This window comes from Klebsiella sp. 10982 (genome assembly GCF_048589245.1).
Taxonomy (GTDB): Bacteria; Pseudomonadota; Gammaproteobacteria; order Enterobacterales; family Enterobacteriaceae; genus Klebsiella; species Klebsiella quasivariicola.
This window is the reverse complement of the sequence record NZ_JBMAXV010000051.1, coordinates 1-26,931: the sequence shown is the minus strand read 5'-3', so window position 1 is coordinate 26,931 and position 26,931 is coordinate 1. Positions and strand designations below refer to the sequence as shown.

Genomic DNA, 26,931 nt, shown 5'->3' with positions numbered 1-26,931 from the left:
GGTTCTACGGTTCGCGCCATGGCGAGCTGAAGATCTCTATGCCGGGTGTCGGCTCACGCCTTACCCGACCTGCGTTCGGCGATCTGTCTATATTGCTGAAAATCCCCGCAATCAAACGCGGGTTTCTTGCGCTTACCCGGCGGGTAAAGTAGCCTGAAGACTCCGTTGTCTATTATTGAGCCAAGTTCATGTTAAAGCGTGTGTTCTACAGCCTGTTAGTCCTGCTCGGCCTGCTGCTGTTGACCGTGCTGGGCCTTGACCGCTGGATGAGCTGGAAAACCGCGCCCTATATCTATGATGAGCTGCAGGACCTGCCCTACCGTCAGGTCGGCGTGGTGCTGGGCACCGCCAAATATTACCGCACCGGCGTCATCAATCAGTATTACCGCTACCGCATCCAGGGCGCGCTGAACGCCTACAACAGCGGCAAGGTCAACTATCTGCTGCTGAGCGGCGATAATGCTCTGCAAAGCTACAATGAACCGATGACCATGCGTCGGGACCTGATTAAAGGCGGCGTCGATCCTGCCGATATCGTGCTGGACTATGCCGGCTTCCGTACGCTCGACTCGATTGTCCGCACCCGCAAAGTGTTCGATACCAACGACTTCATTATCATCACCCAGCGCTTCCACTGCGAACGGGCGCTGTTTATCGCCCTGCATATGGGGATCCAGGCCCAGTGCTACGCGGTGCCGTCGCCGAAGGATATGTGGAGCGTGCGGCTGCGCGAGTTCGGCGCCCGCTTTGGCGCGCTGGCGGACCTCTATATCTTCAAACGGGAACCGCGCTTTCTCGGCCCTCTCATCCCGATTCCGGCTCAACAGCATGACGTACCGGATGACGCCCAGTCCTACCCTGCAGTCACTCCGGAGCAGCTGCTGGAGCTGCAGAAAAACACAAAACCCGCCAATGAGTGATATAAGATGCATTAATCATGCGATGCCAAAACAATGCGTATTATAAGTAACGTTAATTTCATAAATGCTCTTTAATGCGTAATATTTCACTCATCATCTTTTTTGGAGGGCGAGATGGAAACATTAACGGTACAAGCCTTTCTCAATGCGGAGTGGCAAGACATTGCGTTGATAAAATTCCCCGGTAGTGAGCAAGGGGACTGGTTTACAACACAAATCGACTATCTTACCGATTACGCCATCGACTTTCTGGAACGCGATGACTATCACGCCGTGTCGCTCAACCATCCCGTTTCGCTTTATTTTGAGGATCACGGAAATCCTGGATGGTTAAGATTTATAGACGATATCATTCCAGGCGGCGCCAGCCGACGTTACTGGGTTAACTTTTTAGATATCAGTGAACTTCCTCAGGGCCAGCAGAATTTCATCTTGCTCAAATTCGGCACGATGTCGCCAGTGGGAAATTTACGCATTAAAGACTCGGTGCCGGACTGGGATAGTCTGGCAAGCAGTAAAACGTTCTCTGTCACTGATGTCATGAATCGTGCCAGTGATTTTCTCGACTATGCCCAGGAACGAGGAGCCGCAGCAGGAGGGGCTACATTATCCCTCTCTCTGGTTGCCGCGATTTGATATCAGAAGAGACGATGATGGCCGGATAATGAGATTGGGAATGGAGTCAGTCTATTCTCTGTTACAAAAAGCGCCAGCGACGATACTTGATCATGAAACCACGCTGCGGATCCTGATCGAAAAGATCACATCCAGTAATATGGTAAGAGTACAGAATTATCGCTTTGATGTTCAAGGATTTATCATCAATTGGGTACGTCGAGACTTATTAAACATTATTTTTGGCAATAGTGATAACCATGGACGTAATACTGCATTTATGAAAGCAGATAATGAAATTACCCTTGCGCCAATCTACGATTTTGCACCAATGAAAGCCGACCCGGAAGGTATACCGCGCACGATGAAGTGGTCATTAGCCTGCGAATCAGGAGGCGAATATAACTTTGGCGCCATCGCACAAGCTTTGGCTGAATGGATCGCCCCTGACACATTGCTTAATGCTTTAAGTGAAACCGCATCTCAACTCGTTGATTTACCATCCCGTCTTAAAGCACGCGGCGTTCCTGTTCAGATTCTGGAAATGCCATCCATTGGTTTTAAATTTATACCTGACAAACTCGCTCGCTGGGGGCTGTTATGAAGACCCTGAATAAAAAAGAAACAGAAATCCAAAATACCTTAGCCAGGCTGCGGGCGGATAACCCACCATCCCTACCCGCCACCGGGGTAACGGCTACGGAAAAAAAAGCTCGTTCAGAGATAAGCAGACAACGCGTCTCGGCTGGTTTAAAAAAAGTCAAAACGGTCGATCGTCAGGCGGTCATTCACGCCATTATCCATGACATCATGCTAGGCGCCATCAGCCAGGGAGAGGCCCTGAAAAAACTGAGAGTAGAAGTTCTGGGTTTACGCCAGGATGAATATGCCCGGCTAGTGGATGTCTCTCGTAAGACCTTATCTGATGTGGAAAATGATAAAGGCAATTATTCTGCCGAGATCATTAATAAAATCTATAAGCCGTTTGGCCTTGAAACAGGACTCGTCCCTATTTCTAAAACACTTATTTCTTCTCTATTTAAATAGTAAAAACCCGCGCCTGGCGCGGGTTTTTGATGCGTTCAATCTTATTTCTTACGGGCATATTTCAGGGAGTCCAGCGCCACGGCGAAGATAATAATCGCCCCCTTAATAATGTACTGCCAGTAAGGGTTGACGCCGATGTAGGTCAGGCCGTAGTTGATGACGGTAAAGATAATCACCCCGGTCACCACGCCAAACACCGTCCCTACCCCGCCGCTGAACGAGACGCCGCCCACCACGCAGGCGGCAATGGCGTCCAGTTCATACATAAAGCCGAGGTTATTGGTCGCCGAGCCGATACGCCCGGCTTCCAGCAGACCGCCGAAGGCGTAGAACACGCCGGAAAGGGCATAGATCATCAGCAGGTTTAACGCCACGTTAACCCCGGAGACTTTCGCCGCTTCCGGGTTACCGCCGATAGCGAAGATGTTTTTACCAAAGCGCGTCTTGTTCCACAGGATCCAGACAAAGAAGACGGCAATCAGCGCGTAGAAGGTAATGTAGGACAGGCGGAACGAGCCCAGCGCCACAAATCCCTGGGCAAAATGGGAGAAGTGGCTGTCAAAACCGGAGATCGGCGATGCGCCCACGAAGTCGTAATACAGCGAGTTAATGCCGTAGACGATGATCATGGTGCCGAGGGTGGTAATAAACGGCGTCACGTTCAGGTAGGCGATAACGATCCCGTTAATCAGGCCGATGACCGCCCCGATGGCGCATACCAGCAGGATCACCAGTGGGATCGGCATGGTTGCCATATCCGGGAACACTTTGTTGGCATTATCCACCGCCTGCAGCATGGTGGCGGCAATCACCGCCGCCAGTCCCACCTGACGGCCAGCGGAGAGGTCAGTCCCCTGCGTGACGATAAGCCCGGCCACGCCGAGGGCAATAATAATACGCACCGAGGACTGAGTCAGGATATTACTCAGGTTGAGCAGACTTAAAAATGTCGGATCCTGGAAAATAATAATAGCTAACAGGACCAGAAGGACGACATATATCCCACCCTCTTTCAGGTAAGTGAGAAAACTCTTTTTATTTAACGCACTCATGTGAAGCCCCTGATCTTAAAGGTGCAATGACGCAAGACGCAGTATTTCGTTTTGCGTGGTGGTTTTAGTTTCAACAATGCCCGCGACCAGGCCATTGCTCATCACCAGAATGCGGTCGGTAATCCCCAGCAGTTCCGGCATTTCGGAAGAAATAATAATGATCCCTTTGTCTTTTTTAGCCAGCTCGGCAATCAGCTGGTAGATCTCAAACTTGGCGCCGACGTCGATACCGCGCGTCGGCTCGTCCAGCATCAGGATCTCCGGCTGGGTGAGCAGCCAGCGGCCTATAATGACCTTTTGCTGGTTACCACCGGAAAGCGAACCGATCTGCGTATGCTGGCCGGGAGTTTTAACGCGCATCGAGTCAATAACCCATTGGGTATCGCTCTTCATTCGCGCGTTATCCAGCAAGCCGACGCTGTTTTTATATTTCTTAATATTGGAGATCAGCGAGTTAAAACCGATATCCAGATAGGCATAGATCCCGGTGGAGCGCCGCTCCTCGGTCACCAGCGCAAAACCGTGGTTAATCGCCTCGTTGGCGCTGTGGTTGTTGATCTTCTTCCCGTGCAGGGTGATGGTGCCGCTGGCCTTCTCACGGATGCCGAAAAGGGTCTCCACGATATCGGTGCGTTTAGCGCCCACCAGGCCGGCGATGCCGAGAATTTCGCCTTTATGCAGATCAAAGGAGACATCGCGAATCGACGGCTGGCGCAGCGAGGTCAGATTGCGCACCTGGAGGATCACTTCCCCCGGGGTATTTTCGCGATCCGGAAAACGCTGGTTGAGCGAGCGCCCGACCATCATGGCGATGATCTTGTCCATATCCAGCCCTTCCAGCGGCTGGGTGGCGATCCACTGGCCGTCGCGCAGGATGGTTATTTCATCGCACAGCTGGAAAATTTCTTCCATTTTGTGCGAGATATAGACGATACCGCAGCCACGATCTTTCAGCTTACGGATGATCTTAAACAGATGGTTGACCTCTTTTTCCGTCAGCGATGACGTCGGTTCGTCCATGATGACGATTTTGGCGTCATAGGAAAACGCCTTGGCGATCTCAATCATCTGCATCTGGGATACCGATAAGGTGCCGACGCGGGCGCGCGGGTCAATATCAATATCCAGCTCATCAAAAATGGCCTTGGTATCCCGGTACATTTTGTCCTGATCGACAAACATACCTTTGGTGGGATAGCGCCCGAGCCACATGTTATCCATGACTGAACGCTGTAATACCAGGTTTAATTCCTGATGCACCATCGATATACCGTTTTCCAGGGCTTCTTTCGCCGAATGGAAATCGATCTCTTTTCCCTGAAAAAGAATGCTACCGGAATCTTTTTGATAGATCCCAAAAAGGCATTTTAATAATGTCGATTTGCCGGCGCCGTTTTCCCCCATTAACGCATGAATGGAGTGCGGACGAACCTTCAGGTTGACATTATCAAGAGCCTTGACGCCAGGAAACGATTTGTTGATGTTGGTCATCTCCAACAAATATTCGCCTGACCGTTCGCTATTATTGCTGACCATAGTTATACCTGGCTGCGTTCATGCACGCCCCGTCCGGCGCAATAGCGCCAGCAGGAGTCTGGTTCTGTATCAGGAATAATCGGGCGTGGCTAAACCACGCCCGCAACTCACATCACGATTATTTGCCGGTAAACTGGCTCAGGTTGTCTTTATCGACGCCCACGTACGGTACGCGGACGATCTTGTTGTCAATTTTCCAGTTGGTGCCCGCTGCGGCATCTTTACCTTCGGCGAGGTTTTTCGCCAGATCGAAGGTCGCTTTCGCCTGGTTGTTAGCATCGTTCAGCACGGTACCGGCCATTGCGCCGGATTTCACCAGCGCCAGCGCTTCTGGCAGGGCATCAACGCCGAATACCGGAATGCTGCTCTTGTTGTGCGCTTTCAGCGCTTCAACCGCACCCATCGCCATGGCATCGTTGTTGGCGATCACCACTTCAATCTTGTTCGCATTCGGGCCGGAGAGCCAGGCGTCCATTTTGTCTTTCGCCTGTGCGGTATCCCACATGGCGGTATCCAGCTGCAGCTGCTGGGTCTTCAGACCTTTATCGTTCAGCTCTTTGATAACGTAGGTAGTACGCGCTTCCGCATCCGGATGGCCCGGCTCGCCTTTCAGCAGGACGAACTGGATCTGGCCGTCTTTATTCAGATCCCAGTTCGGGTTGGCTTTCCAGTGCTTAGCGATCAGATCGCCCTGAATAATCCCGGACTCTTTCGAATCGGTACCGACGTAATAAGCTTTGTCGTAACTATCCAGCGCTTTGCGGGAAGGCTCTTTGTTGAAGAACACCACCGGAATATCCTGCCCACGCGCTTTTTCAATCACCGTTCCCGCAGCCGCCGGGTCAACCAGGTTGATCGCCAGCGCCTTAACGCCTTTCGCCAGCAGCACGTCAATCTGATCGTTTTGTTTCGACTGGTCGTTCTGTGAGTCATTCATCAGCAGCTGGACGTCTGGCGCGGATTTGCCATCTTTTTCAATCGCCTTACGCACCACCGACATAAAGTTGTCGTCATATTTATAAATTGTCACGCCGATACGGGTATCTGCTGCGTGTGCGGCGGCGCCAAATAACAGACCAGCCATTACAGCAGACAGGGTAAACACCTTCTTATTCATGGAATCTCCGGTTTTATTATGCAGGGTCATTATTGTGAAAGAATGCGGGCGGGGGGCTGTTGCATTAGTGTTACCGCACAACGCATTTCACGACGAAAATTCGGTCTTCCGTGTCGGGTAACGCTCCAGGAAAATACGACTCTACTACTCGTTTAACGCCTTGTTCCTACTTAAAAAAGTGAGGATTACTCATCACCTTGTGGTTCAGACTGGTAAACGCTGCCATCATAATCAGGAGAATGTTAATATACTGTGAATTTACTCACAAATTGAAAGCGGTTACATACCGTCGCCGCTTCAGTTAGTGATCGGCCCCACAGTTTGCCGCTGGGTGACAGAATGGCGGCGCACCAGCGTCGGCATAAAGCAGTGCGTCGCCTCGCGATCCAGCTTGCCGGCCGCCCCCAGCAGCGCCAGCTCGGTAGCCAGCTTTGCCATCGACATCACCGGATAGCGCACGGTGGTGAGCTGCGGATCGGTGTAACGGGAAATAGGAATATCATCAAAGCCAATCAGCGACAGATGCTGCGGCACGACAATGCCGTTGTCCTTCAGGGTCGTCAGCGCGCCGGCCGCCATGCTGTCGTTATAGGCAAACACTGCGGTGAGACCGAGATTACGCCCCAGCAGTTCGACCATCGCCGCCTCGCCGCCCTGCATATCCGGGGAGCCAGAGCCGACCCAGCTGTCCGGGGCGATGATGCCCTGCTCCTGCAGCGCTTTGCTCCACCCTTCCCGGCGCATATCGTCATCTTCAATGCCGTGATTTGAGGAGAGATAGCCGATGCGCTGGTGACCGTGATTGAGCAGCATGCGGGTGGCCATCAGCGCGCCGCTGACGTTGTCGAGCCCGACGCAACGATGGGCAAAGCCCGGCACGATGCGGTTGATCAGCACCATTCCCGGGATATGTTGCATAAAGTCGCTCAGCTCTTCATCGCTGAGCGCTTTCGAATGGACGATCAGCGCCGAGCAGCGCTGGCGGATCAGCACCTCGATGGCGTGACGCTCTTTTTCCGCCTCGTGATAGCTGTTGCCGATCAACACATATTTTTGATGCTGCTGGGCGACGGTATCCACCGCTTTCACCAGCGCACCAAAGAAGGCATCGGAGACGTCCATCACCACCACGCCGATGGTATCGCTCACCTGGGTGGCCAGCGCCTGGGCGTTGGCGTTGGGCCGGTAGCCCAGCTGGGTCACCGCTTTCATTACGGCGTCGCGCGTATCCGGACTCACCAGCGCGCTGTTGTTCAGCACCCGCGACACAGTGGCCACGGATACACCCGCCTGGCGGGCAACATCACGAATGGTGATCATACTCAGCGACCTTTAGAGAATTACAGCACGTCACATTCACCTCCTGTGCTCAGCAAGGAGGCTATTCTGGCAGTGACCCGCGGTCCGCTACGTGAGTGAAGTCACACGGCTGGAAACGTTTACATCCGTTTTGTTAATGATTGTGATCGAGATCGTTATCTGGATGTGTCTTTGAGTGATGTGCCTGACGCACGCAGGGTTAGCTGACGCCACAGCCATTCCACCGGCCCCTGGCGGAAGCGGCGCAGCCAGAGCCATGAGACGAGGAGGTTAACGGCCCAGATGGGGGGAACAAAGGCCAGCAGCTGCAGGCGATCGAAGCGCATAAACAGCCCGAGATGATAAAACAGGGTGGTGCAGATCAGGGTCTGCAGCAGGTAGTTGCTCAGCGCCATGCGTCCGACGCAGGCGATAGCGCCCACCAGCCGGAAACGGCACAGCTGCGGCCAGTAACCCCAGGCCAGCGAGGCATAGCCGATTGCCTGCAACGGGGCGCTCAGTTCGCGCGGCGCCTGCAGCAAAAACGCACACCAGCGATAGTCCCAGGCCAGATACCACTGGGCGAATATTGCCGGCAGATTGACCGCCATCCCGGCCACCACCAGCAGGGCGCCTGTGCGCCGGTAGTGACGCAGGCTGAACTGCCCTTTGAGCCAGCCGCTGCGCATCAGCGCCGCGCCCATCAGCATCATCCCCGCCAGCTGCCAGCCATACTGAGCGCCCAGGGCCAGCAGATTATCCGATAGCATATCCGCCCGGTTGCTGACCGCCTCCATGCCGCCATGCAGCTTCCAGTACTGCTCATACTGCAGGTTCGCCGCATCCGGCACCCAGGAGCGATTCGCCGCCGTCCCGGAGATGACCCCCAGCAGGACCAGCACCGCAATACCGATGAGGTAGAGCACCACTCCGGTGTTGAACAGCGATTTAACATGCTGCGCCTCACGCACCATGCGCCAGCTCACCAGCCCCACCAGGGCATAAGCCAGCAGAATGTCGCCATCCCAGAAAAAAAGACCGTGAATGAAACCGAGCAGCGCCAGCAACGTCAGCCGCGACTGGATCCAGCGTTTTCCCCTGGGGAGCAGCAGCTGTAAACCGGCGCCAAACAGCAGCGCGAACAGGGTAAGGAATTTTACCTGCGCCAGCAGGTCGAGGAGTGCCCAGGTCCAGGCATCGCTGAGGGACGCGCTTCCTGACCAGGCGGGATTGAGGTAAGCGGCCTTCGGCAAGCCGAAGGCGCTGATATTGAGAAGCAGGATACCGAGGATGGCGACGCCGCGGACAAAGTCCAGCGTGACATTTCTCTCCATGTACCCTGCTCCGTTTTAGTTGTGGTGACGTACTGCGCGCAGGAATTCCTGGCGGGTATTCTGGCTGGATTTAAACAGGCCGCCGAGAGAGGTGGTGGTGGTGGCGCTGGTCGCGTCGCGGATGCCACGCGCTTTCACGCAGTAATGCACTGCGTCAATGGATACCGCCACGTTGCTGGTGCCGAGCAGCGTCTGCAGCGCGATCAGGATCTGCTGGGTCAGACGCTCCTGAACCTGCGGACGCTGGGCGAAAAACTGCACTATGCGGTTGATTTTCGACAGGCCGATCACCGAATCTTTCGGGATATAGGCTACGGTCGCTTTACCATCGATGGTGACGAAATGGTGTTCGCAGGTGCTGGTCAGGGTGATATCGCGCACGGTAACCATTTCATCAACCTTCATTTTGTTTTCAATGACGGTGATTTTCGGGAAGCGGGAGTAATCCAGCCCGGAGAAGATCTCATCGACATACATTTTGGCGATGCGATGCGGGGTCTCCATCAGACTGTCATCACTCAGATCCAGATTCAGCAGTTGCATAATCTCGGTCATATGACCGGTAATCAAACGCTTGCGTGTTTCGTTATCAATTTCTTGTACTGGCGCACGCATCGGCGTCTCCAGCCCACGAGCGACCAGCGCTTCATGAACGAGGACGGCTTCTTTACTCAGTGATGACATTTGGGTTTCTCCTGCAGGTGTGGCGCTCTTTGCTTTTTCTGGGGGCAAAGTTTGTATTCATTGTGCGTGAGGTGGCGCACAGAATCCAGTAGCCGTCACGATAATTATTGAAATTGGCGCTGCCTTTTATTAAGGCCTGAAGCCGCGCCTCAGGCGCGGCACCAAATCCTTATCGCCGAATCCGGAATGATCTAACCGCTGTACGCATCCATAAGCGCCATCGCTACGCCAGCATGTTGGCTATAAGTTGCATTAATGATGCAGTAAGTTCTCAAAAGGAGAAAGTGAAAGTTACTCACCGGCTTATGAAATATCTGTATTATGGCCCTTTACGCGCACACCCCTTTCGAGGAGCCTTGCATGGAACTGCTTGAAGAGCATCGCTGTTTTGACGGCCGGCAACAACGCTGGCGTCATCACTCCCCTGTCCTGAACTGCGCCATGACGTTCAGCATTTTTTTACCGCCTGAGCGCGAAACGCCGCCACCGGTGTTGTACTGGCTGTCCGGGCTAACCTGTAACGACGAAAACTTTACCACCAAGGCGGGCGCCCAGCGCATTGCCGCTGAGCTGGGCATCGCGCTGGTGATGCCGGACACCAGCCCGCGCGGTGACGAGGTGGCCAACGACGACGGTTACGATCTGGGACAAGGCGCCGGCTTCTACCTGAATGCCACCGAGGCGCCGTGGGCGGCGCACTATCGGATGTATGATTATCTTCGCGATGAACTGCCCGCGCTGATCCGCAGCGAGTTTAGCGTCGGCGAACGCTGCGCCATCAGCGGCCACTCGATGGGCGGTCACGGCGCGCTGGTGATGGCGCTCAAAAATCCGGGCCGCTACGCCAGCGTCTCCGCCTTCGCGCCGATCGTCAATCCCGGCCAGGTGCCATGGGGCAGGAAAGCGTTTACCGCCTATCTTGGCGCCGATGAATCGACGTGGCAGTCGTGGGACAGCTGCGCGCTGATGCAGGCCAGCCAGCCGGCTGACGCCGTGCCGACGCTGATCGACCAGGGCGATAACGATCCGTTCCTCGCCGGGCAATTACAGCCAGCGGTGCTGGCAGAGGTCGCGCGGCAGAAAGCCTGGCCGTTAACCCTGCGTATCCAGCCCGGTTACGACCACAGCTATTACTTCATTGCCTCGTTTATTGAAGACCATCTGCGCTTCCATGCGCAGCATCTCTTTGCCTAAACGCAAAATGCGCCGCGAAGCAGCTTCGCGGCGCATATTCAGGCCCGCAGGCCGCGTTTTAGTGCCGACGATCAGAAGCGATAATCGACCGCCATAAAGTAGCGACGGCCCTCTTCGGTGTAGCTGTAGTCGTCCCGGCTCAGATCTTTATCACCCACGTTCTGCACCCCGGAGCGCAATTTCACGTTTTTGGTGACCTGCCATGCTGCACCGACGTCAAACAGGGTGTAGCCGCCCGGCGTTTTGCCGGTGGCGCTCACCGCGCGCTGCTGACCGGTATAGTTGGCCGTGACGTAGAAGGACCAGTCGTCCAGCGGTTTCCAGTCGAGCGTGCCGTTGGCGGTATGGAACGGCAGCGTCTGCAGCGGTTTGTCGCCGCCGTTGCTCAGATCGCGACCATCGTTGTAGGTGTAGTTCACCGTCAGCTTCCACTCATCGCCAAACGGGATCTTCACCTCCGTCTCCACCCCTTTGATGCGGGCTTTGTTGACGTTGAAATAGCGGAAGATCGGCACACGCTTGCCGTTAACGGTTTTCCAGCCGACAAAGTTCGGGTAGCCCGGCGCTTCGCTGGCGCTGGAGGTGCGCAGAACATCGATCATGTCGTCGACATTATTCTGGAAGGTGGTGATGCTGCCTTCGACATCCTGCAGCCAGCCCTCTTCCCCACGGTAGTAGAGACCGAGCTCGAAGCTTTCACTGGTTTCCGGTTTCAGATCCGGGTTACCGACGATGCTGCACGAGCCGCGGCAGGAGTTGGTGGTCCAGTCGGGGTTAAGCTGCAGCAGCGACGGGGCTTTAAACGCCGTCGCCCAGCCGCCTTTGACGGTGACGGTATCGGTGGCGTTATACACCAGATAGGCGCGCGGGCTCCAGTGATCGCCATAGGTCTGATGGTCGTCCATACGAATGCCGGTGGTCAGCGCCAGCGGCTCGATGATGCGCCATTCGTCTTCAAGAAAGAGAGCGTACTGGCTGGCCGACGTTGACTGGCCGCCGCTGCTCAGGTTGACCGGATCTTTCAGTTTGTCGTGGCGCCATTCGCCGCCGAAGGTCACCAGCTGGTTAATCATGCCCAGCGGCAGAACGTACTTCCCGTCGATAGCATTGCTTTCCGAGGTAATAGTCCCGCTCTGCCCTGGATTTTTGTTATCCACCTTTTCGCCGTAGAACTTGAGCTCGCTGTTGCCCATATCCCAGCGGCCGTTATGACTCAGGGAGTAGTTCTCACGCTCAAGGCGGTTGCGGTCAAGGGAATCGGAATCACGATCCTGACGGTCAAAGCCATAGCCCGCGGTAAAATCGTGGTTTTCGTTCGGCGTCCAGGCGAATTCAACATTGCCATCGCGGCTGGTGAAGCCCTCGATGCGCGGCGTCTCGCCGGTGGCATTACTGGAAGATTGCGGATCGTCCTTGGCGCGTTTTGCCAGGCTGCCGTAGGCCTTCATCCCGAGCACGCCGTCGATCAGCGGGCCGCTGGTAAAGAACTGGCCGTTCCAGGTATCGCCGCGGTCGCGGTGCTCCTGAATGGTGGTATCGGCGCTCAACGTCCCGGTCCATTTTTGGCCAATTTTTTTGGTAATAATGTTGACCACGCCGCCGAGCGCATCGGAGCCGTAGAGGGAGGACATCGGGCCGCGCACCACTTCGATACGCTCAATGGCATCCACCGGGATCCAGTTCAGGTCGAAGTCGTTGTGGCGGAAAACGGCATTACGGGAGTTGACGCGCTTTCCGTCAACCAGGATCAGGGTATAGCTGCTGCTCAGACCGCGAATGCTGACGCCCTTACGGTTATCCCCTTCGTTAGTGAGCTGGACCCCGGGGACGTCGCGCAGTACATCTTTCAGGTTCTGGACGGGCTTGCGTTGTAAATCCTGCTGGGTGATGACGCTGATGCTCGCCGGCGCGTCTTTGACGCTCTGTTCAGTGGCCGAGGCGGTCACCACCAGCGTTTCTTCATTCACATCGGCAAGGGCCGGAAACGCCAACGATACGACGGACGCAGACAATCCCGCCCGGATAAAAGGGTTTAACCTGAACATTCCAAATCTCCATGAGGTGTACAACCAAACAAACAAAAAGGTGCTGCTCACACGCGCTGGCGATGTGCCGCTCTGTCGGCGGCATGCTCGCGCTGTTTTCTTGTCGATGTGGCTGGTCGCCCGATGTCAGTCTGTACAAGCGACAGAGACGGGGAGTGGCTTCATCCGTAATGGGCGAAAATGATAAAGATAATGATTACGATTATCAATATAATTATGAAGAATTGTGACAAGCTGTAACCGCACAGACATAAAAAAAGCCCTCTTTTCAGAGGGCCTTTTACGCACAATCGCGAAGATTAACGCTTAAAGCGGTCCGGGAAGGTCATCTCGCTATAGCGAACAAAGCGGGTGCCTTTCGCCAGTTTGTATCCAAACCAGATGACGAGGAACAGCGGAATACCGATGTAGGTCGCCGCCACGCCGCCCCAGTCAATGGTGTCCTTGAGGAACGCTTCGTAGTTCTGTCCGAGGGTGATAATCAGGCACAGCACGAAGGCGAAGATCGGCCCCAGCGGGAAGAACCCGGAACGATACGGCAGATTATTAATATCGTTACCCTGCAGGACGTAGCCGCGACGGAAACGATAATGGCTGATCGCAATCCCCAGCCAGGCGATAAAGCCCGTCATCCCGGAGGTGTTCAGCAGCCACAGGTATACCGTCTGGTTGCCAAACATCGACGTCAGGAAGCACAGCGCTGCGATAACGGTGGTCGCGTACAGCGCGTTGCGCGGCACGCCGCCACGCGACAGCTTCGAGAAAATGCGCGGTGCTTTACCGTCGCACGCCAGGGTATACAGCATACGCGTGGAGGCGTACATCCCGGAGTTACCCGCCGACAGCACGGCAGTCAGGATAACGGCGTTCATGATCGCCGCCGCCGACAGCAGACCTGCATGCTGGAACACCAGGGTGAACGGGCTGACGGAAATATCCTTCACATCATTGCGCAGCAGGCTCGGATCGGTATACGGAATGATCAGGCTGATAATCAGGATCGCGAAAACATAGAACAGCAGGATACGCCAGAAGACCTGGCGCACCGCGCGCGGAATGTTCTTCTCCGGATTCTCAGACTCACCGGCGGCGATACCAATAAGCTCGGTGCCCTGGAAAGAGAAGCCGACAATCATCGCCACGCCGATCATCGCCGAGAAGCCGCCGGCAAACGGCGCATCCGCGATCCCCCAGTTGCTCCAGCCGGCCGGCTGTGCCCCTTTGAAGATACCGACAATCATCATCACGCCGACGATGATAAAGATGATAACGGTGGCCACTTTAATCAGCGAGAACCAGTATTCCGCCTCGCCAAAGCCGCGCACCGAGATCCAGTTCAGCAGGAACATAATGCCGAGGAACAAGGCGCTCCAGATCCAGCCCGGCGTGTCAGGGAACCAGTAGCTCATCACCAGCTGTGAGGCGACAAGGTCAACGGCGATCGTTACCGCCCAGTTGTACCAGTAGTTCCAGCCCAGCGCGAAGCCGAAGCCTTCTTCCACATAATTCTGCCCGTAGGTGGCGAAAGAACCGGATACCGGCATAAACGCCGCCAGTTCGCCCAGGCTGGTCATCAGGAAATAGACCATCAAACCGATCAGAATATAAGACAGCAGCGCCCCACCGGGACCTGCCTGCGAAATGGTTGCGCCAGAGGCAACAAAAAGACCCGTACCGATGGAACCGCCGATGGCGATCATGGTCAAGTGGCGCGCCTTTAGTTCACGACGTAGCGTGGGCGCTTCTGTGGTTTTAGTTTCCGAAACCATGTGATAATGCTATCCATCCAAAAAATGAGGCGCGATTGTAGCAGACGATCGGGGTTCCATCCGGTACAAATGCAAAGTTATAAGAGAGCTTCATGATCGCCCGCAAATTATTAGTAAAGCACTAACCTGCGGAATTGCCAGCGAATTCCCCCCGTTAGCGAGCGTAAAAACCAGGTTTCTACACCTGGCAATAGTGCAGAAAACGTTGTAATGCTTTGGAAATATGCTTCTGCCGGTGATGGATCCGCCACAGCGTGCGCGTCAGCCTGGGCAGCGGCACCTTCAGCTCCGCCAGCGTGCCCGAGGCCAGCTGTTCAGCAATCACCCGGCGCGATAAACAGCTGATGCCCAGGCCATGCCGGACGGCGTGCTTGATCGCCTCCGAATTGCCCAGCTCCATGCCCATATGAAACGCCGGCAGATGCGACAGCAGTACATAATCGACAATCTCCCGGGTACCGGACCCATGCTCGCGCAGGATCCATGGCGCCTCGGCCAGCTGCTGCAGGGTCACCTCCCCCGCCAGCAGCGGTGAGTTGGGGGCGGCGAACACCACCAGCTCATCTTCCAGCCACGGCTCGGCAATAATATCGGCGGCATGGCATGGCCCTTCTATCAAACCGAAATCCACCCGCAGGTCGGCGACAGCGTTGATCACATCCAGACTGTTGCCAACGCTCAGTTCGACCGGCAAATCCGGGAAGTCATGGCGATAACGGGCGATGATCTCCGGCATAATATAGTTGCCGATGGTGCTGCTGGCGTAGACCCGGATCGCCCCGTTATCGCCGCGAAACAGCTGTTCGATCTCCAGCGCCCGCTCCAGCAGCGCCAGCGCACGCGGGTACAGCAGCCGTCCGTGCTCATTCACCACCAGCCGTTTACCGACGCGGTCAAACAGCTGCACGCCGAGCTGCCCTTCCAGATCGGTCAGCGCGGCGCTGACCGCAGATTGCGAAAGCGCCAGCATCTGTGACGCCTGAGTGGTTGACCCACTCTTATGGACTTCGGCGAACACTTCTAACTGCCGCAGCGTAATATGCATAACCCACCCGTTTAGTAATCCAACCTGAATAACCTTCCTTACTATGGTGACACAAATCGAGGCGGCTGAAGGAAGGAAAATCCGCTTATGTCACAAAATCATCGTCTTGCCGGAGAAACCGCCCCGCTTCTGTCGCCCTGGCACCCTGCCCTGTTAACCCCGGCGCCCCGATCATTAACCACTTATTACGATTGATTATAAACATATAATCAATTTTATATTTAATCCCGCGCGGCGTAACCTTTAGGCAGACAAAGGAGAAGGTTATGACAGCACTCACTTTACCCACCAAACATCGTTCCCTGTGGCATTTTGTCCCAGGCCTGGCGCTGACCGCCGCGCTGACCGGCGCCGCCCTGTGGGCCGGGAGTTTCCCGGCCATCGCCGGCGCAGGCTTTAGCGCCCTGACCCTCGCTATCCTGTTCGGGATGGTGGTCGGCAACACGGTCTACCCGAAAATCTGGCAGCCCTGCGACGGCGGGGTGATCTTCGCCAAGCAGCATCTGCTGCGCCTGGGGATCATCCTCTACGGCTTCCGCCTGACGTTCGCCCAGATTGCCGACGTCGGCGTGAGCGGTATTTTGATTGACGTTCTGACGCTCTCCAGCACCTTTTTCATCGCCTGCTTCCTTGGCCAGAAGGTGTTTGGTCTCGACAAACACACCAGCTGGCTGATCGGCGCCGGCAGCAGCATCTGCGGCGCGGCGGCCGTGCTCGCCACCGAGCCGGTGGTCAAAGCCGAAGCCAGTAAAGTGACGGTCGCCGTCGCCACGGTGGTGATTTTCGGTACCATCGCCATCTTCCTCTACCCGGCGATGTATCCGCTGCTGGCGCACTGGTTCACCCCGGAGACCTACGGGATCTATATGGGTTCCACCATGCATGAAGTGGCGCAGGTGGTTGCCGCCGGCCATGCGGTCAGCCCGGACGCCGAGAACGCGGCGGTGATCGCCAAAATGCTGCGCGTGATGATGCTGGCTCCGTTCCTGCTGTTCCTGGCGGCGCGTGTTAAACAGCTGACCCCGGCAGGTAACGGCGAGAAAAGCAAAATCACCATTCCGTGGTTCGCCATTATGTTCATCCTGGTGGCGGTGTTTAACTCCTTCCATCTGCTGCCGAAAGCCGTGGTGGATATGCTGGTGACGCTGGATACCGTTCTGCTGGCGATGGCGATGGCCGCCCTCGGGGTCACCACTCACGTCAGCGCGCTGAAAAAAGCCGGGGCGAAACCGCTGCTGATGGCGCTGATGCTCTTCGTCTGGCTGATTGTCGGCGGCGGGGCCATTAACGTCGCTATCCACAGCCTGATGGCATAAAGCACTACATCTTTCTCCAGTTAAGCCGCTATCATTACCCACCCCCCAGCGGCTTTAACTGGAGTTTTTTTTATGAAATACGTAGGAGCGCACGTAAGCGCCTCAGGTGGACTGGCCAATGCCGCCATTCGCGCCGCCGAAATCGAAGCAACCGCCTTCGCCCTCTTCACCAAAAACCAGCGCCAGTGGCGCGCCGCGCCGCTCAGCGATGAGACCATCGCCGAATTCAAAGCCGCCTGTGAAAAGTATCACTTTGGCCCCGGGCAGATCCTGCCGCACGACAGCTACCTGATTAACCTCGGCCACCCGGTGGAAGAGGCGCTGGAAAAATCCCGTGATGCCTTCATCGATGAACTGATCCGCTGTCAGCAGCTGGGGCTGACGCTGCTCAACTTCCACCCCGGCAGCCATCTGCAGCAGATCCCGGAGGAGGCGTGCCTGGCGCGCATCGCCGAATCGATCAATATCGCGCTGGCGAAGACCGAAGGCGTCACAGCGGTTATCGAAAATACCGCCGGCCAGGGCAGCAACCTCGGCTTTAAGTTCGAGCACCTCGCGGCCATCATCGACGGGGTGGAAGATAAATCCCGCGTCGGCGTCTGCATCGATACCTGTCACGCCTTCGCCGCCGGCTACGATCTGCGCAGCGCCGAAGCCTGCGAAAAAACCTTCGCCGCCTTCGATCGCATCGTTGGCTTTCAGTATCTGCGCGGGATGCATCTCAACGATGCCAAGAGCACCTTCGGCAGCCGGGTCGACCGACACCACAGCCTGGGGGAAGGCAATATCGGCCACGACTGCTTCAGCTGGATTATGCAGGACAGCCGCTTCGACGGCATTCCGCTGATTCTGGAAACCATCAACCCGGATATCTGGGCGGAAGAGATTGCCTGGCTGCGGGCGCAGCAGATCGCCGAAGTGGCGTAAATAGAGACGTAAAAAAGGGCCGAACGATCGGCCCTTTTTTTCTTGCGGATGGATTATGCCGCTTTTTCGACTTCCGCTGCCTGCGCTTCCGGACGTTTCAGCACGGCGTAGGAGAGGCCCGCCACCAGCGTTCCGACAACAATCGCCAGCAGGTAGCCCAGCACCGGCGTAATCGCCCCTGGGATCAGCAGGACAAACAGACCGCCGTGCGGCGCCATCAGTTTCGCGCCGACCGCCATGGAGATAGCGCCGGTTACCGCGCCGCCGACGATACAGCACGGCAGAACGCGCATCGGATCGCGGGCGGCAAAAGGAATCGCCCCTTCCGAGATAAAGCACAGGCCGAGAACCAGTGCGGCTTTACCCCCTTCGCGTTGCCCTTTATCGAACTTGTTGCGCGCCACCAGCGTGGCGATACCCATCGCCAGCGGAGGCACCATACCGGCCGCCATGATCGCCGCCATCGGCGCGTAGGTCTGGGTACTCAACAGGCCAACGCCAAAAGCGTAAGCCGCTTTGTTTACCGGGCCACCCATGTCGGTACACATCATCCCACCGAGGATCGCACCCAGCAGAACCGCGTTGGCGGTGCCCATGGTTTGCAGCCAGTGGGTCAGCCAGGCGAGGATACCGGAGACTGGTTTACCGATGAGGTAGATCATCGCCAGGCCCACGATCAGGCTGGAGACCAGCGGAATGATCAGGATAGGCTTCAGCGCTTCCATACTCTGCGGCAGTTTCAGCTTCGTACTGATGGCTTTCGCCACGTAACCGGCAAGGAAACCGGCAATGATCCCGCCGATAAAGCCAGAGCCGCCGCTAACCGCCAGCATACCGCCGATAAGACCCGGGGTCAGACCCGGACGGTCGGCAATGGAGAAGGCAATAAAGCCTGCCAGCACCGGCACCATCAGCGCGAAGGCCGAGCCGCCGCCGATTTGCATCAGCGCCGCCGCCAGCGTGTCTTTCACTTCAAACGCTTTGATCCCGAAGGCAAAGGAGAGCGCGATACACAGGCCCCCGGCCACTACCATCGGCAGCATGTAGGAGACGCCGGTCAGCAGGTGGCGATAGGCGCCCGCCGACTCTTTTTTCCCTTCAGCAGCCGCCTGCGGTTTGCCGGATGGCTGATAGGTTTTGGCTTCGGCCACCGCTTTATCCAGCTCCTGGGCGGTTTTCTTCAGCGCCAGACCGGTGGTGGTGCGGTACATCGGCTTGCCGGCAAATTTTGCCAGGTCTACCTCGATATCGGCGGCGACGATCACCAGATCCGCCTCGGCCACCTCTTCCGGGGTGATGGCATTGCCAGCGCCGACGGAGCCACGGGTTTCCACTTTCACCCACCAGCCGCGTTTTTTCGCTTCGGTTTCGATAGCTTCTGCCGCCATAAAGGTATGGGCAACACCGGTCGGACAGGCGGTGACGGCGACAATACGTTTCTGCCCCTGAGCGGCGGCCGGAACGGCTACCGCCGCTGGCGCAACGTAGGGTTTAGCGTGGTCTTTCGCCTCTCCCAGGAACAGCTCCGGATGGGCGACAGCACGGTTAATGTCGCCCAGATAGACGTTTTTGCCATTCAGCGCGCTATCGGCCGGCAACGCGGTCCCCAGCACGATGGCCAGTTCGGCGTCATTCGGGTTATCAATCAGTTCAAGGCGCGCTTTTGGCGCCGCGGCCCCCAGCAGGGTTTTCGCCATATAGGCGCGCGCCTGTCCGAGTCCGGCATCAATAATCAGCAGCGTTTTCATTATGCCTCTCCTGCTGTCAATTAAAGGGTTGTAAGTCGACGCGCGCCATCATCGCGGCCAACTGGGTACGGTCGGTAATACCGACATTGCTCTGGCTGACGGCCAGGGCTGCGACGGCGGTCGCCAGGCGCAGGGTATGCTCGCTGGATTCACGCATCAGCAGGCCGTAAATCAGGCCGCCCACCATCGAATCGCCAGCGCCGACGGTGCTGACCACTTCCACTGAAGGCGGTTTGGCAATCCATTCACCGGAGGCGTTAACCCACAGCGCGCCCTCTTCGCCCAGCGAAATCACCACGTGGGCGATACCCTGCTCACGCAGCGCATGGGCGGCTTCGATAACATCTTTCATCTCCGGCAGCTTACGGCCAGCCCAAATCTCCAGCTCGCGCCGGTTCGGTTTCACCAGCCACGGCGCCGCTTTCAGTCCGGCAACCAGCGCTTCGCGGCTGCTGTCGAAAATGATGCATGGGCACTGGCTGCGCAGACGGGTCATCCAGTCGGTGAAGGCTTCCGGGCTAACGCCAGACGGCAGGCTGCCGCTGACGCAGACCATATCGAACTGCCCGAGCCAGCTCAGGGAGTCGTTGACGAAGCGTTCCCAGTCGCCCGGGGTCACTTCAAAGCCGGAGAAGTTAAAATCGGTTACTTCGCCATCTTTTTCCGTCAGCTTAACGTTGATGCGGGTGCGGCCCTGCACCACCTGGAAACGGTTGGCGATGCCCAGCTCACTGAACAGCTGCTGAAAGCCGTCCTGGTTGTCTTTACCGAGGAAGCCGCCAACGGTGACGTCAATACCGAGATCTTTCAGCACTTTCGCCACGTTGATGCCTTTCCCGGCGGCATGCAGGCCGGTGGTGCGCACCAGGTTCACTTCACCGCGTTCAATCTCCGGGGTGAACCCCACCAGATCGTACGCCGGATTTAACGTAATCGTTGCTACACGTCTGCTCATTTATGCGCCCTCCCCAAGGCCTGCGGCGATCGCTTCGCCAATCGCATCCAGCGCTTGTTGCGCATCCTCACCCTGCGCGGTGAAACGCAGACGGTGACCTTTTTTCACACCCAGCGCCACGACCTTCATCAGGCTGCGACCGTTGGCCGGCTTGCCGGAACCGTCGAGGTTGGTGACGGTGATGTCGCTGGAGAATTGTTTAATCGTATTGACCAGCATGGTGCCCGGTCGGGCATGCAGGCCGTGCTCATTGCGCACCACGAACTCGGCGCTCAGCACATCTTCGGCAATGGCATCGTCGCTGGTCAGCAGCGCCAGCACGGTGGCGGCATCGGCTTTCAGCAGATGGTCAGCTTTCTTGTCCAGCAGCAGTTTGCTCAGGCGGTTCAGCACCGCGGTCGGCTGCTCGTCAACCATTGCCACTGTGACCAGCAGGGAAACCGGCTGATCGTCGCGGGTGAAGGCGTTAGCGGCGCGGCTAACCGCCACAGCGCTGCGCAGATTGCCTTCCGCACTGTCGTTCAGCCAGATGCCCTGACCGAGGTTCAGCGGCGTGTCGTTAATGACGTGGCTAACGAAAGCGGTATCGGCGGCGCCCACCTCTTTCAGACGCGCGGCGTTCAGCGCCTGCAGCGTCAGCAGATCGCTGGCCGCGACGTCGAGACTGAGGGTCTCGTTGTCCAGCTTCAGCGCTTCGCTCTGCTTCTCTCCCATCAGCAGCGCACGCAGCTCTTCCGCGGTGGTCGCTGACTGCAGCTGGGCGGCGACCGCGTCATCGCTCAGCACATGGGTCAGCTGACGCAGCAGGCCGAGGTGTTCATCTGAACTGGCGGCAATACCGATCGCCACATAGGCGGTCTGCCCTTCCCCCCAGGTGACGCCCTGCGGGAACTGAAACACCTGGACGCCGGTCTTCAGCACCTGGTCACGGGTGTCCGTCGTGCCGTGCGGGATCGCAATCCCGTTGCCGAGGAAGGTCGAGGTCTGCTGCTCGCGTGCCAGCATGCCGTTCACATAGCCATCAGCCACGTTGCCGGCGCTGACCAGCGCGGCGGCGACCTGCCGGATGGCCTCTTCTTTATTACCGGCCTGCTGGCCGGGATGAATATCCTGCACAGATAACTGGAACATGGTTCTCCTCTCCTGCTGAATTGAATCGTTTCAGCTAACTTGAGAAAAAAGGCGCCATCTGACGGTGAACGGATTGTCGAATGACGCTGAAACGTTTCAAGAATTCTGTACCTTTCTTGCTCAACGCGCAAGGTACGTCAGCGACTTGATCGCAGAACTTAGAGATACAGCACATTTTTGCTGAAGCCGATCCGCACTTTCACTCCTGGCGTCAGCTTTTTGCTGAACCTTATATTTTGAAACAGCTTTTTAATTTATCGTGCCATACTACTGTTTATTTTCAGCCAGCAGGCGTAAACTCCGCGCCGTCTCCTGAAACTACAGAAAACCGAACATGCAAAACCGTAGCGCCGCCCTTCCCCGACGCGGGTTCGATGTAACCTCTTCCGCCTTCTTGATCGTCGCCTTTCTGACAGGCATTGCCGGGGCATTGCAAACCCCAACCCTGAGCCTGTTTTTGACCAACGAAGTACACGTCCGTCCGGCGATGGTCGGCTTCTTTTTTACCGGCAGCGCGGTTATTGGCATTCTGGTCAGCCAGTTCCTCGCCGGCCGCTCCGATCGTCAGGGCGACCGCAAGCAGCTGATTGTCGTCTGCTGCCTGCTGGGGGTGCTGGCCTGCGTACTCTTTGCCTGGAACCGCAACTACTTCATCTTGCTGTTCATCGGCGTTTTTCTCAGCAGCTTTGGCTCGACCGCCAACCCGCAGATGTTTGCCCTGGCGCGCGAGCACGCCGACAGGACCGGCCGGGAAGCGGTCATGTTCAGCTCCATTTTACGTGCCCAGGTCTCGCTGGCATGGGTGATTGGCCCCCCGCTGGCCTATGCCCTGGCGATGGGGTTTGGCTTTACCGCGATGTATCTCAGCGCCGCGGCGGCGTTTATCGTCTGCGGGGTCATGGTCTGGCTGTTCTTGCCCAGCATGCGCAAAGCAAAGCCGGTGGCGACCGGGCGACTGGAAGCCCCGCGCACGCACCGCCGCGATGCGCTGCTGCTGTTCAGCATCTGCACGCTGATGTGGGGCACCAACAGCCTGTATATCATTAATATGCCGCTGTTTATCATTAACGAGCTGCATCTGCCGGAAAATCTGGCCGGACTGATGATGGGTACCGCCGCTGGACTGGAAATCCCCACGATGCTGATTGCCGGTTACTACGCCCGGCGCTTCGGCAAACGCTTTCTGATGCGTCTTTCTGCAGTCGCCGGGGTGCTGTTTTACGTGGGGATGCTGACGGTGCATACACCGGCGCTGCTGCTGGCAATGCAGGCGCTGAACGCCATTTATATTGGGATCCTCGCCGGGATCGGCATGCTCTATTTCCAGGATCTGATGCCCGGGCAGGCGGGTGCGGCCACCACTCTCTATACCAATACGACTCGCGTCGGCTGGATCATCGCCGGTTCACTGGCGGGGGTGGTGGCAGAGATATGGAGCTATCATGCGGTGTTCTGGATTGCGCTGGCGATGGGCGTAGCCACTCAGGCCTGCCTGTGGCGGATCAGGGACGTGTAAACACATTGCCCGGCCCTGGCCGGGCAATGCAAGTTAATGATCCAGATAGAGGTAATGCAGCCAGCTGGTCATTCGCAGCAGGACTTTGCGCATAATCGACACATGGGCAAAATAATCGGTATAGACCGCCGCCTGCGCGCTAACCCCGTCCGGTAAATGTTCCACTTCCGGGTGCGGATCAAGATCAATCAGCACATAGATACCCTCTTTCCCTGCCCCGGCGTTCAGCCCCTGCAATGCACCGCTGGCCTGATAGCTACCGTCCGGAACGGTCGGCAGCACCCGCGAAACCTTCCCGCTGTAGACGCTGCCCGGCAGACCGTTAAAGACAACTTCCGCGCTGTCCCCGGCCGTCAGTCGCAGGACCGAGTTCTGGCGAAATACCGCGACCACCTGGCGCTTTTGCTGGGGGATGAACACCAGCACCGGCTTGAAGGGCAGACGCACTGCGGTCATCCCCGGTCGCGCCAGTAGCTGTGTGACATAGCCGTCGCTCGGCGCACGAACCACGGTTTGCGCCAGATTATACTCCGCCTCAAGGATCTGTGATTTCAGACTGGCAATGTTGGCATCCAGCCCGTGATAGCGGCCCGACACCTGCTCTCTGGCGTTTTGTAACTGCGCTTTCGCCGCCTGCAATACCGCCGTCTGGATCTGCACCTGCTGCCTCGCGTGAGTCACATCCTGTTCCGAGAAAGGATTGACCGGCATAGCCGCCCCCTGGGCATAACGCTGATAATCGCGGGTAACGCGATCGTACTCCGCTTGCGCCTGCTGAACTCGGGCGCTGGCATCGTCAATGGTTGCCTGCTTCGCCCGCAGCGACGCTTCCTCAGCCGCCAGATCGGCTTTCAGCTTGTTCAGCCGCGCGCGATAACGGGTGTCATCGATGCGGAACAGCAGTTCGCCCTTCTTTAATAACACGTTGGTTTTACTGGTGACCTCCACCACCTCGCCTGAGACCTGCGGCACCATCGGAACAGAAACGACAATTTTTTGCGCCCGCATCGTATAGGGGTGGTTATAGTTCATTGTTAATATTAACGCGCCTACGACCACAATCCCGCCTAATATAGCCGTGGGGATCGTCCATTTATTTACCGGAATACGAAATATCTTAAAAACGCCCCAGGCGATAGCGACATAGCAAAGGATAATTAACAGATCCATATTATTTCTCGTTATTCCCCGCTGACGCTTGCTGGCTGTTTTTTAATGCCGCTTCAAGTAACGCAATACGTTGTTCAAGCGCTACTCGCTGCTGCTGGCCCTCGGTCTGCGACGCCATTCCCCAACCACGGTCGGGGCGGTACAGCGTGGCCCAAATCCACAGAAAAGGCCAGATAGCATGCAGGGTAAACAGGCTTATCCAGCCCGCCACATGAATCGCGTCCTGATGAGGATGCTGCCGTTTTTGCGCGATGTGATAGGGAATATCGTGGATAATAATCACTCCATAAAATAATATAAGAAAAACCAGTATTAATACAAACAAAGCAAAATAATTAAGCAGCATGGTGCATATACACTCTGTAAGTCAGCAGGAAAATCGTTATTGTTAATAACATCGAGAACCACAAAAGAAGCGATAAAACGCACAGCTTTCCTTAAATAATGGACGGTTCAACGCAAACGTCATCATACGATTAGCGATAAAATAAATCACATGGCAATTCCGCCAAACTGGTATATCATTTTTGATATATTAACGATATCAGGCAGCGATAAGATGTTGAAAGACTTCAAAATGGATGAACTCAGGATCATCAGCACCATCGCCGAAACCGCCAGCGTGAGCCGGGCCGCTCAGCGCCTGAATATGCCCCAGTCTAACGTCTCACGAACGCTGACCAGCGTGGAGCGGAAAGTCGGGCTGGCTATTTTCCTGCGCACCGCTAAAGAACTGGTGCGTACCGAGTTTGGCGAACAGTTTATTCACGCCAGCCGCGCCGTTCTTGAGCAGCATGAGCAGCTTATCAACCTTGCCGACCGTTATAAGAACACGCTGCAGGGCGCAGTCACCCTCGGGGCCCCTATCGGCATCCATCAATTTCTTGGGCGATATATTTTGCCAGCGTTGAGAAAAACCCTTCCGCAGTTGCAGATCAATCTGGTCACCCGCAACCCCAGCGAGCGGGAACAGAAATACGGCGCGATCTTCAATAGCGACTGCGATCTGCTGATTAGCCCTTTTAAGCCGCAAAATGAAAATCTTATCGCCCGTCCCTTTACCCGCTTTCGTACCGGCGTCTTTGCCTCACCAGACTACCTGGCACAACATCCTCTCGCCGAGCCAGAGGCGCTGGTGGATCATGAGTGCATTACTCTGCGGATGCTGGGCGGCAGCGACAATATCTGGACGTTCAAAAGTAAAAGCGGCGAGCCGCTCGACCTCAGCGTTAGAGGGGGATTTGTGTGCGATAACACGCTGCCGGCGGTGGAGCTGGCGAAACTGGGGATGGGGATCGTGTATGCGCCCTATTATTCACTCGCTACCGAGCTGGCAGCAGGGCAGCTGGTTCCCTGTCTGAAAAAAGAGCGCTGTATCGACCTGCAGGCCTGGCTAATCTACCAGCGGCGGGACATTCTTCCGTTACGCGTGCAGGCGCTGCTCGACGGCCTCAGCGCCCATATTAAAAATCTGTCTCACCTGCTGCTTTAAGCTCAGGGCGCGGTGGCCAGCTCAAGATCCAGCAGCCAGGTAATGGCTTCATCGCGGTGGGTGAAGCACATCTCCGGTGAGGGCTGCAGGCTGGCGCACACTTTCGGGCGCAAAGGAGAGCCAAAAATCAGGCATAAGTTGTGCTCGGAGAGCTGGATACAGCGGGTATTAGCCGGCTTCCCCTGCGGCATGCCGGGGATCGGCGATGATATAGAGGGGGCGATGCAACATGCGCCACAATCAGTACGACATTCCACAACCCGGCTCCCGAACGCTCATTTTGCGCCACAGCCTAAACGTTTTGCCAGAAGATAGCAAAACTCGCGAATTCCGCTTGCCTGAACGCCCGGGCGCGAGTAGTTTTACGCGATATTTTTGACTCGTTAAGTGACAGGATTACTGCAATGCCAAGAGCGAATGAAATTAAAAAAGGTATGGTGCTGAATTACAACGGCAAGCTGCTGATTGTGAAAAATATTGATATTCAGTCACCCAGCGCCCGTGGTGCTGCGACACTGTATAAAATGCGCTTCTCTGACGTGCGCACCGGCCTGAAAGTGGAAGAACGCTTCAAAGGCGACGATATCGTCGATACCGTGACCCTGACCCGCCGTTTCGTTGATTTCTCCTACGTCGATGGCAACGAATACGTGTTCATGGATAAAGAAGACTATACCCCTTACACCTTTACCAAAGAGCAGATCGAAGAAGAGCTGCAGTTTATTCCGGAAGGTGGAATGCCGGACATGCAGGTGCTGACCTGGGACGGCCAGCTGCTGGCGCTGGAGCTGCCGCAGACTGTTGATCTGGAAATTATCGAAACCGCACCGGGTATTAAAGGCGCGTCCGCCAGCTCCCGCACCAAGCCAGCCACCATGAGCACCGGCCTGGTGATTCAGGTGCCGGAATACCTGACTACCGGTGAGAAAATCCGCATTCATATCGAAGAGTGCCGCTATATGGGCCGTGCGGATTAATCCACCGTGAGAAGTTGACAAGAAAAAGGACAGCCGCTGGCT

General features: G+C 56.4%; 23 protein-coding genes and 1 pseudogene. 9 read left to right on the top strand and 15 right to left on the bottom strand.

Going from position 1 to position 26,931, the window contains the following annotated elements:
* Positions 1-188: 188 nt before the first annotated feature.
* The 3 genes and pseudogenes from sanA (at position 189) to ACKLKD_RS24635 (ending at position 2,582) form a co-directional block, all read left to right on the top strand.
* A complete protein-coding gene (gene sanA, locus ACKLKD_RS24645; protein WP_008804033.1) occupies positions 189-920 on the top strand; it encodes an outer membrane permeability protein SanA in 732 nt (243 codons plus the stop codon).
* 114 nt (positions 921-1,034) lie between these two features.
* A pseudogene (locus ACKLKD_RS24640) lies at positions 1,035-2,139 on the top strand (HipA domain-containing protein).
* On the top strand, positions 2,136-2,582 hold the full coding sequence (locus ACKLKD_RS24635) for a helix-turn-helix transcriptional regulator (RefSeq protein WP_012541033.1): 447 nt from the start codon (positions 2,136-2,138) through the stop codon (positions 2,580-2,582). Before ACKLKD_RS24640 ends, ACKLKD_RS24635 begins: the two are co-directional and overlap by 4 nt.
* A gap of 41 nt (positions 2,583-2,623) precedes the next feature.
* Here ACKLKD_RS24635 and mglC read toward each other — a convergent pair whose 3' ends face one another.
* From mglC to folE, 6 genes are all read right to left on the bottom strand, one after another.
* Positions 2,624-3,634, bottom strand: coding sequence for a galactose/methyl galactoside ABC transporter permease MglC (gene mglC, locus ACKLKD_RS24630; protein WP_002912871.1), 1,011 nt, complete (start codon positions 3,632-3,634; stop codon positions 2,624-2,626).
* 15 nt (positions 3,635-3,649) lie between these two features.
* Positions 3,650-5,170 carry a galactose/methyl galactoside ABC transporter ATP-binding protein MglA gene (gene mglA / locus ACKLKD_RS24625; protein WP_080896937.1) on the bottom strand — a complete coding sequence of 507 codons (1,521 nt, stop codon included), beginning with the start codon at positions 5,168-5,170 and terminating at the stop codon, positions 3,650-3,652.
* 118 nt (positions 5,171-5,288) lie between these two features.
* The gene (gene mglB / locus ACKLKD_RS24620) at positions 5,289-6,287 is read right to left on the bottom strand and encodes a galactose/glucose ABC transporter substrate-binding protein MglB (RefSeq protein ID WP_025713883.1); all 999 of its coding nucleotides are present in this window, start codon (positions 6,285-6,287) and stop codon (positions 5,289-5,291) included.
* Positions 6,288-6,584: 297 nt separating this feature from the next.
* Complete coding sequence (gene galS / locus ACKLKD_RS24615; RefSeq protein WP_025713884.1) at positions 6,585-7,607, bottom strand: HTH-type transcriptional regulator GalS; 1,023 nt, start codon at positions 7,605-7,607, stop codon at positions 6,585-6,587.
* Positions 7,608-7,762: 155 nt separating this feature from the next.
* A complete protein-coding gene (yeiB, locus tag ACKLKD_RS24610) occupies positions 7,763-8,920 on the bottom strand; it encodes a DUF418 domain-containing protein YeiB (RefSeq protein ID WP_080896936.1) in 1,158 nt (385 codons plus the stop codon).
* 15 nt (positions 8,921-8,935) lie between these two features.
* Entirely contained in the window at positions 8,936-9,604 is a 669-nt protein-coding gene (gene folE, locus ACKLKD_RS24605; RefSeq protein WP_023290444.1) for a GTP cyclohydrolase I FolE, read from the bottom strand.
* A gap of 360 nt (positions 9,605-9,964) precedes the next feature.
* On the opposite strand from folE, the gene fghA reads away from it, so the two are divergent.
* Complete coding sequence (gene fghA, locus ACKLKD_RS24600) at positions 9,965-10,798, top strand: S-formylglutathione hydrolase (protein WP_025713886.1); 834 nt, start codon at positions 9,965-9,967, stop codon at positions 10,796-10,798.
* Positions 10,799-10,869: 71 nt separating this feature from the next.
* Here the strand turns inward: fghA and cirA are convergent, their stop codons facing one another.
* The 3 genes from cirA to yieE form a co-directional block, all read right to left on the bottom strand.
* Entirely contained in the window at positions 10,870-12,843 is a 1,974-nt protein-coding gene (gene cirA, locus ACKLKD_RS24595) for a catecholate siderophore receptor CirA (protein WP_025713887.1), read from the bottom strand.
* A 299-nt stretch (positions 12,844-13,142) separates the two neighbouring features.
* Positions 13,143-14,612, bottom strand: coding sequence for an amino acid permease (locus ACKLKD_RS24590; protein ID WP_002912929.1), 1,470 nt, complete (start codon positions 14,610-14,612; stop codon positions 13,143-13,145).
* 178 nt (positions 14,613-14,790) lie between these two features.
* Positions 14,791-15,657, bottom strand: a complete 867-nt coding sequence (gene yieE, locus ACKLKD_RS24585; protein WP_025713888.1) for a DNA-binding transcriptional regulator YeiE — start codon at positions 15,655-15,657, stop codon at positions 14,791-14,793.
* A gap of 266 nt (positions 15,658-15,923) precedes the next feature.
* Between yieE and ACKLKD_RS24580 the strand changes: the two genes are divergently transcribed.
* Together ACKLKD_RS24580 and nfo are read left to right on the top strand one after the other, a co-directional pair.
* The gene (locus ACKLKD_RS24580) at positions 15,924-16,973 is read left to right on the top strand and encodes a YeiH family protein (protein WP_012967550.1); all 1,050 of its coding nucleotides are present in this window, start codon (positions 15,924-15,926) and stop codon (positions 16,971-16,973) included.
* A 72-nt stretch (positions 16,974-17,045) separates the two neighbouring features.
* Positions 17,046-17,900, top strand: a complete 855-nt coding sequence (nfo, locus tag ACKLKD_RS24575) for a deoxyribonuclease IV (RefSeq protein WP_025713891.1) — start codon at positions 17,046-17,048, stop codon at positions 17,898-17,900.
* 53 nt (positions 17,901-17,953) lie between these two features.
* Here the strand turns inward: nfo and fruA are convergent, their stop codons facing one another.
* The 3 genes from fruA to fruB are packed head-to-tail and all read right to left on the bottom strand — an operon-like array spanning position 17,954 to position 21,734.
* The gene (gene fruA / locus ACKLKD_RS24570) at positions 17,954-19,648 is read right to left on the bottom strand and encodes a PTS fructose transporter subunit IIBC (protein WP_025713892.1); all 1,695 of its coding nucleotides are present in this window, start codon (positions 19,646-19,648) and stop codon (positions 17,954-17,956) included.
* 16 nt (positions 19,649-19,664) lie between these two features.
* Complete coding sequence (fruK, locus tag ACKLKD_RS24565) at positions 19,665-20,603, bottom strand: 1-phosphofructokinase (protein ID WP_004103928.1); 939 nt, start codon at positions 20,601-20,603, stop codon at positions 19,665-19,667.
* Positions 20,604-21,734 (bottom strand): fused PTS fructose transporter subunit IIA/HPr protein, encoded by a 1,131-nt coding sequence (gene fruB, locus ACKLKD_RS24560; protein ID WP_048292132.1) that lies wholly within the window; start codon positions 21,732-21,734, stop codon positions 20,604-20,606. It abuts the gene before it with no gap.
* Between the two features lie 334 nt (positions 21,735-22,068).
* Between fruB and setB the strand changes: the two genes are divergently transcribed.
* Positions 22,069-23,250, top strand: a complete 1,182-nt coding sequence (gene setB / locus ACKLKD_RS24555) for a sugar efflux transporter SetB (protein ID WP_025713895.1) — start codon at positions 22,069-22,071, stop codon at positions 23,248-23,250.
* A 33-nt stretch (positions 23,251-23,283) separates the two neighbouring features.
* Here the strand turns inward: setB and ACKLKD_RS24550 are convergent, their stop codons facing one another.
* Together ACKLKD_RS24550 and ACKLKD_RS24545 are read right to left on the bottom strand one after the other, a co-directional pair.
* Positions 23,284-24,420 (bottom strand): HlyD family secretion protein, encoded by a 1,137-nt coding sequence (locus ACKLKD_RS24550; RefSeq protein WP_080896935.1) that lies wholly within the window; start codon positions 24,418-24,420, stop codon positions 23,284-23,286.
* Between the two features lies 1 nt (position 24,421).
* Entirely contained in the window at positions 24,422-24,766 is a 345-nt protein-coding gene (locus ACKLKD_RS24545) for a DUF3302 domain-containing protein (RefSeq protein WP_025713897.1), read from the bottom strand.
* 213 nt (positions 24,767-24,979) lie between these two features.
* Between ACKLKD_RS24545 and ACKLKD_RS24540 the strand changes: the two genes are divergently transcribed.
* Positions 24,980-25,912, top strand: a complete 933-nt coding sequence (locus ACKLKD_RS24540; RefSeq protein ID WP_025714776.1) for a LysR family transcriptional regulator — start codon at positions 24,980-24,982, stop codon at positions 25,910-25,912.
* A gap of 2 nt (positions 25,913-25,914) precedes the next feature.
* On the opposite strand, the gene ACKLKD_RS24535 is transcribed toward ACKLKD_RS24540, so the two are convergent.
* Positions 25,915-26,169, bottom strand: coding sequence for a YkgJ family cysteine cluster protein (locus tag ACKLKD_RS24535; RefSeq protein WP_025714775.1), 255 nt, complete (start codon positions 26,167-26,169; stop codon positions 25,915-25,917).
* A gap of 147 nt (positions 26,170-26,316) precedes the next feature.
* Here ACKLKD_RS24535 and yeiP point away from each other — a divergent pair, with 147 nt between their 5' ends.
* The gene (gene yeiP / locus ACKLKD_RS24530; RefSeq protein ID WP_002912951.1) at positions 26,317-26,889 is read left to right on the top strand and encodes an elongation factor P-like protein YeiP; all 573 of its coding nucleotides are present in this window, start codon (positions 26,317-26,319) and stop codon (positions 26,887-26,889) included.
* Positions 26,890-26,931: the final 42 nt, after the last annotated feature.

Bases quoted from the DNA above. Each gene is read 5' to 3' on its own strand.
- sanA (WP_008804033.1), top strand. From the start codon at position 189: ATGTTAAAGCGTGTGTTCTACAGCCTGTTAGTCCTGCTCGGCCTGCTG.
- ACKLKD_RS24635 (WP_012541033.1), top strand. From the start codon at position 2,136: ATGAAGACCCTGAATAAAAAAGAAACAGAAATCCAAAATACCTTAGCC.
- mglC (WP_002912871.1), bottom strand. From the start codon at position 3,634: ATGAGTGCGTTAAATAAAAAGAGTTTTCTCACTTACCTGAAAGAGGGT.
- mglA (WP_080896937.1), bottom strand. From the start codon at position 5,170: ATGGTCAGCAATAATAGCGAACGGTCAGGCGAATATTTGTTGGAGATG.
- mglB (WP_025713883.1), bottom strand. From the start codon at position 6,287: ATGAATAAGAAGGTGTTTACCCTGTCTGCTGTAATGGCTGGTCTGTTA.
- galS (WP_025713884.1), bottom strand. From the start codon at position 7,607: ATGATCACCATTCGTGATGTTGCCCGCCAGGCGGGTGTATCCGTGGCC.
- yeiB (WP_080896936.1), bottom strand. From the start codon at position 8,920: ATGGAGAGAAATGTCACGCTGGACTTTGTCCGCGGCGTCGCCATCCTC.
- folE (WP_023290444.1), bottom strand. From the start codon at position 9,604: ATGTCATCACTGAGTAAAGAAGCCGTCCTCGTTCATGAAGCGCTGGTC.
- fghA (WP_025713886.1), top strand. From the start codon at position 9,965: ATGGAACTGCTTGAAGAGCATCGCTGTTTTGACGGCCGGCAACAACGC.
- cirA (WP_025713887.1), bottom strand. From the start codon at position 12,843: ATGTTCAGGTTAAACCCTTTTATCCGGGCGGGATTGTCTGCGTCCGTC.
- ACKLKD_RS24590 (WP_002912929.1), bottom strand. From the start codon at position 14,612: ATGGTTTCGGAAACTAAAACCACAGAAGCGCCCACGCTACGTCGTGAA.
- yieE (WP_025713888.1), bottom strand. From the start codon at position 15,657: ATGCATATTACGCTGCGGCAGTTAGAAGTGTTCGCCGAAGTCCATAAG.
- ACKLKD_RS24580 (WP_012967550.1), top strand. From the start codon at position 15,924: ATGACAGCACTCACTTTACCCACCAAACATCGTTCCCTGTGGCATTTT.
- nfo (WP_025713891.1), top strand. From the start codon at position 17,046: ATGAAATACGTAGGAGCGCACGTAAGCGCCTCAGGTGGACTGGCCAAT.
- fruA (WP_025713892.1), bottom strand. From the start codon at position 19,648: ATGAAAACGCTGCTGATTATTGATGCCGGACTCGGACAGGCGCGCGCC.
- fruK (WP_004103928.1), bottom strand. From the start codon at position 20,603: ATGAGCAGACGTGTAGCAACGATTACGTTAAATCCGGCGTACGATCTG.
- fruB (WP_048292132.1), bottom strand. From the start codon at position 21,734: ATGTTCCAGTTATCTGTGCAGGATATTCATCCCGGCCAGCAGGCCGGT.
- setB (WP_025713895.1), top strand. From the start codon at position 22,069: ATGCAAAACCGTAGCGCCGCCCTTCCCCGACGCGGGTTCGATGTAACC.
- ACKLKD_RS24550 (WP_080896935.1), bottom strand. From the start codon at position 24,420: ATGGATCTGTTAATTATCCTTTGCTATGTCGCTATCGCCTGGGGCGTT.
- ACKLKD_RS24545 (WP_025713897.1), bottom strand. From the start codon at position 24,766: ATGCTGCTTAATTATTTTGCTTTGTTTGTATTAATACTGGTTTTTCTT.
- ACKLKD_RS24540 (WP_025714776.1), top strand. From the start codon at position 24,980: ATGTTGAAAGACTTCAAAATGGATGAACTCAGGATCATCAGCACCATC.
- yeiP (WP_002912951.1), top strand. From the start codon at position 26,317: ATGCCAAGAGCGAATGAAATTAAAAAAGGTATGGTGCTGAATTACAAC.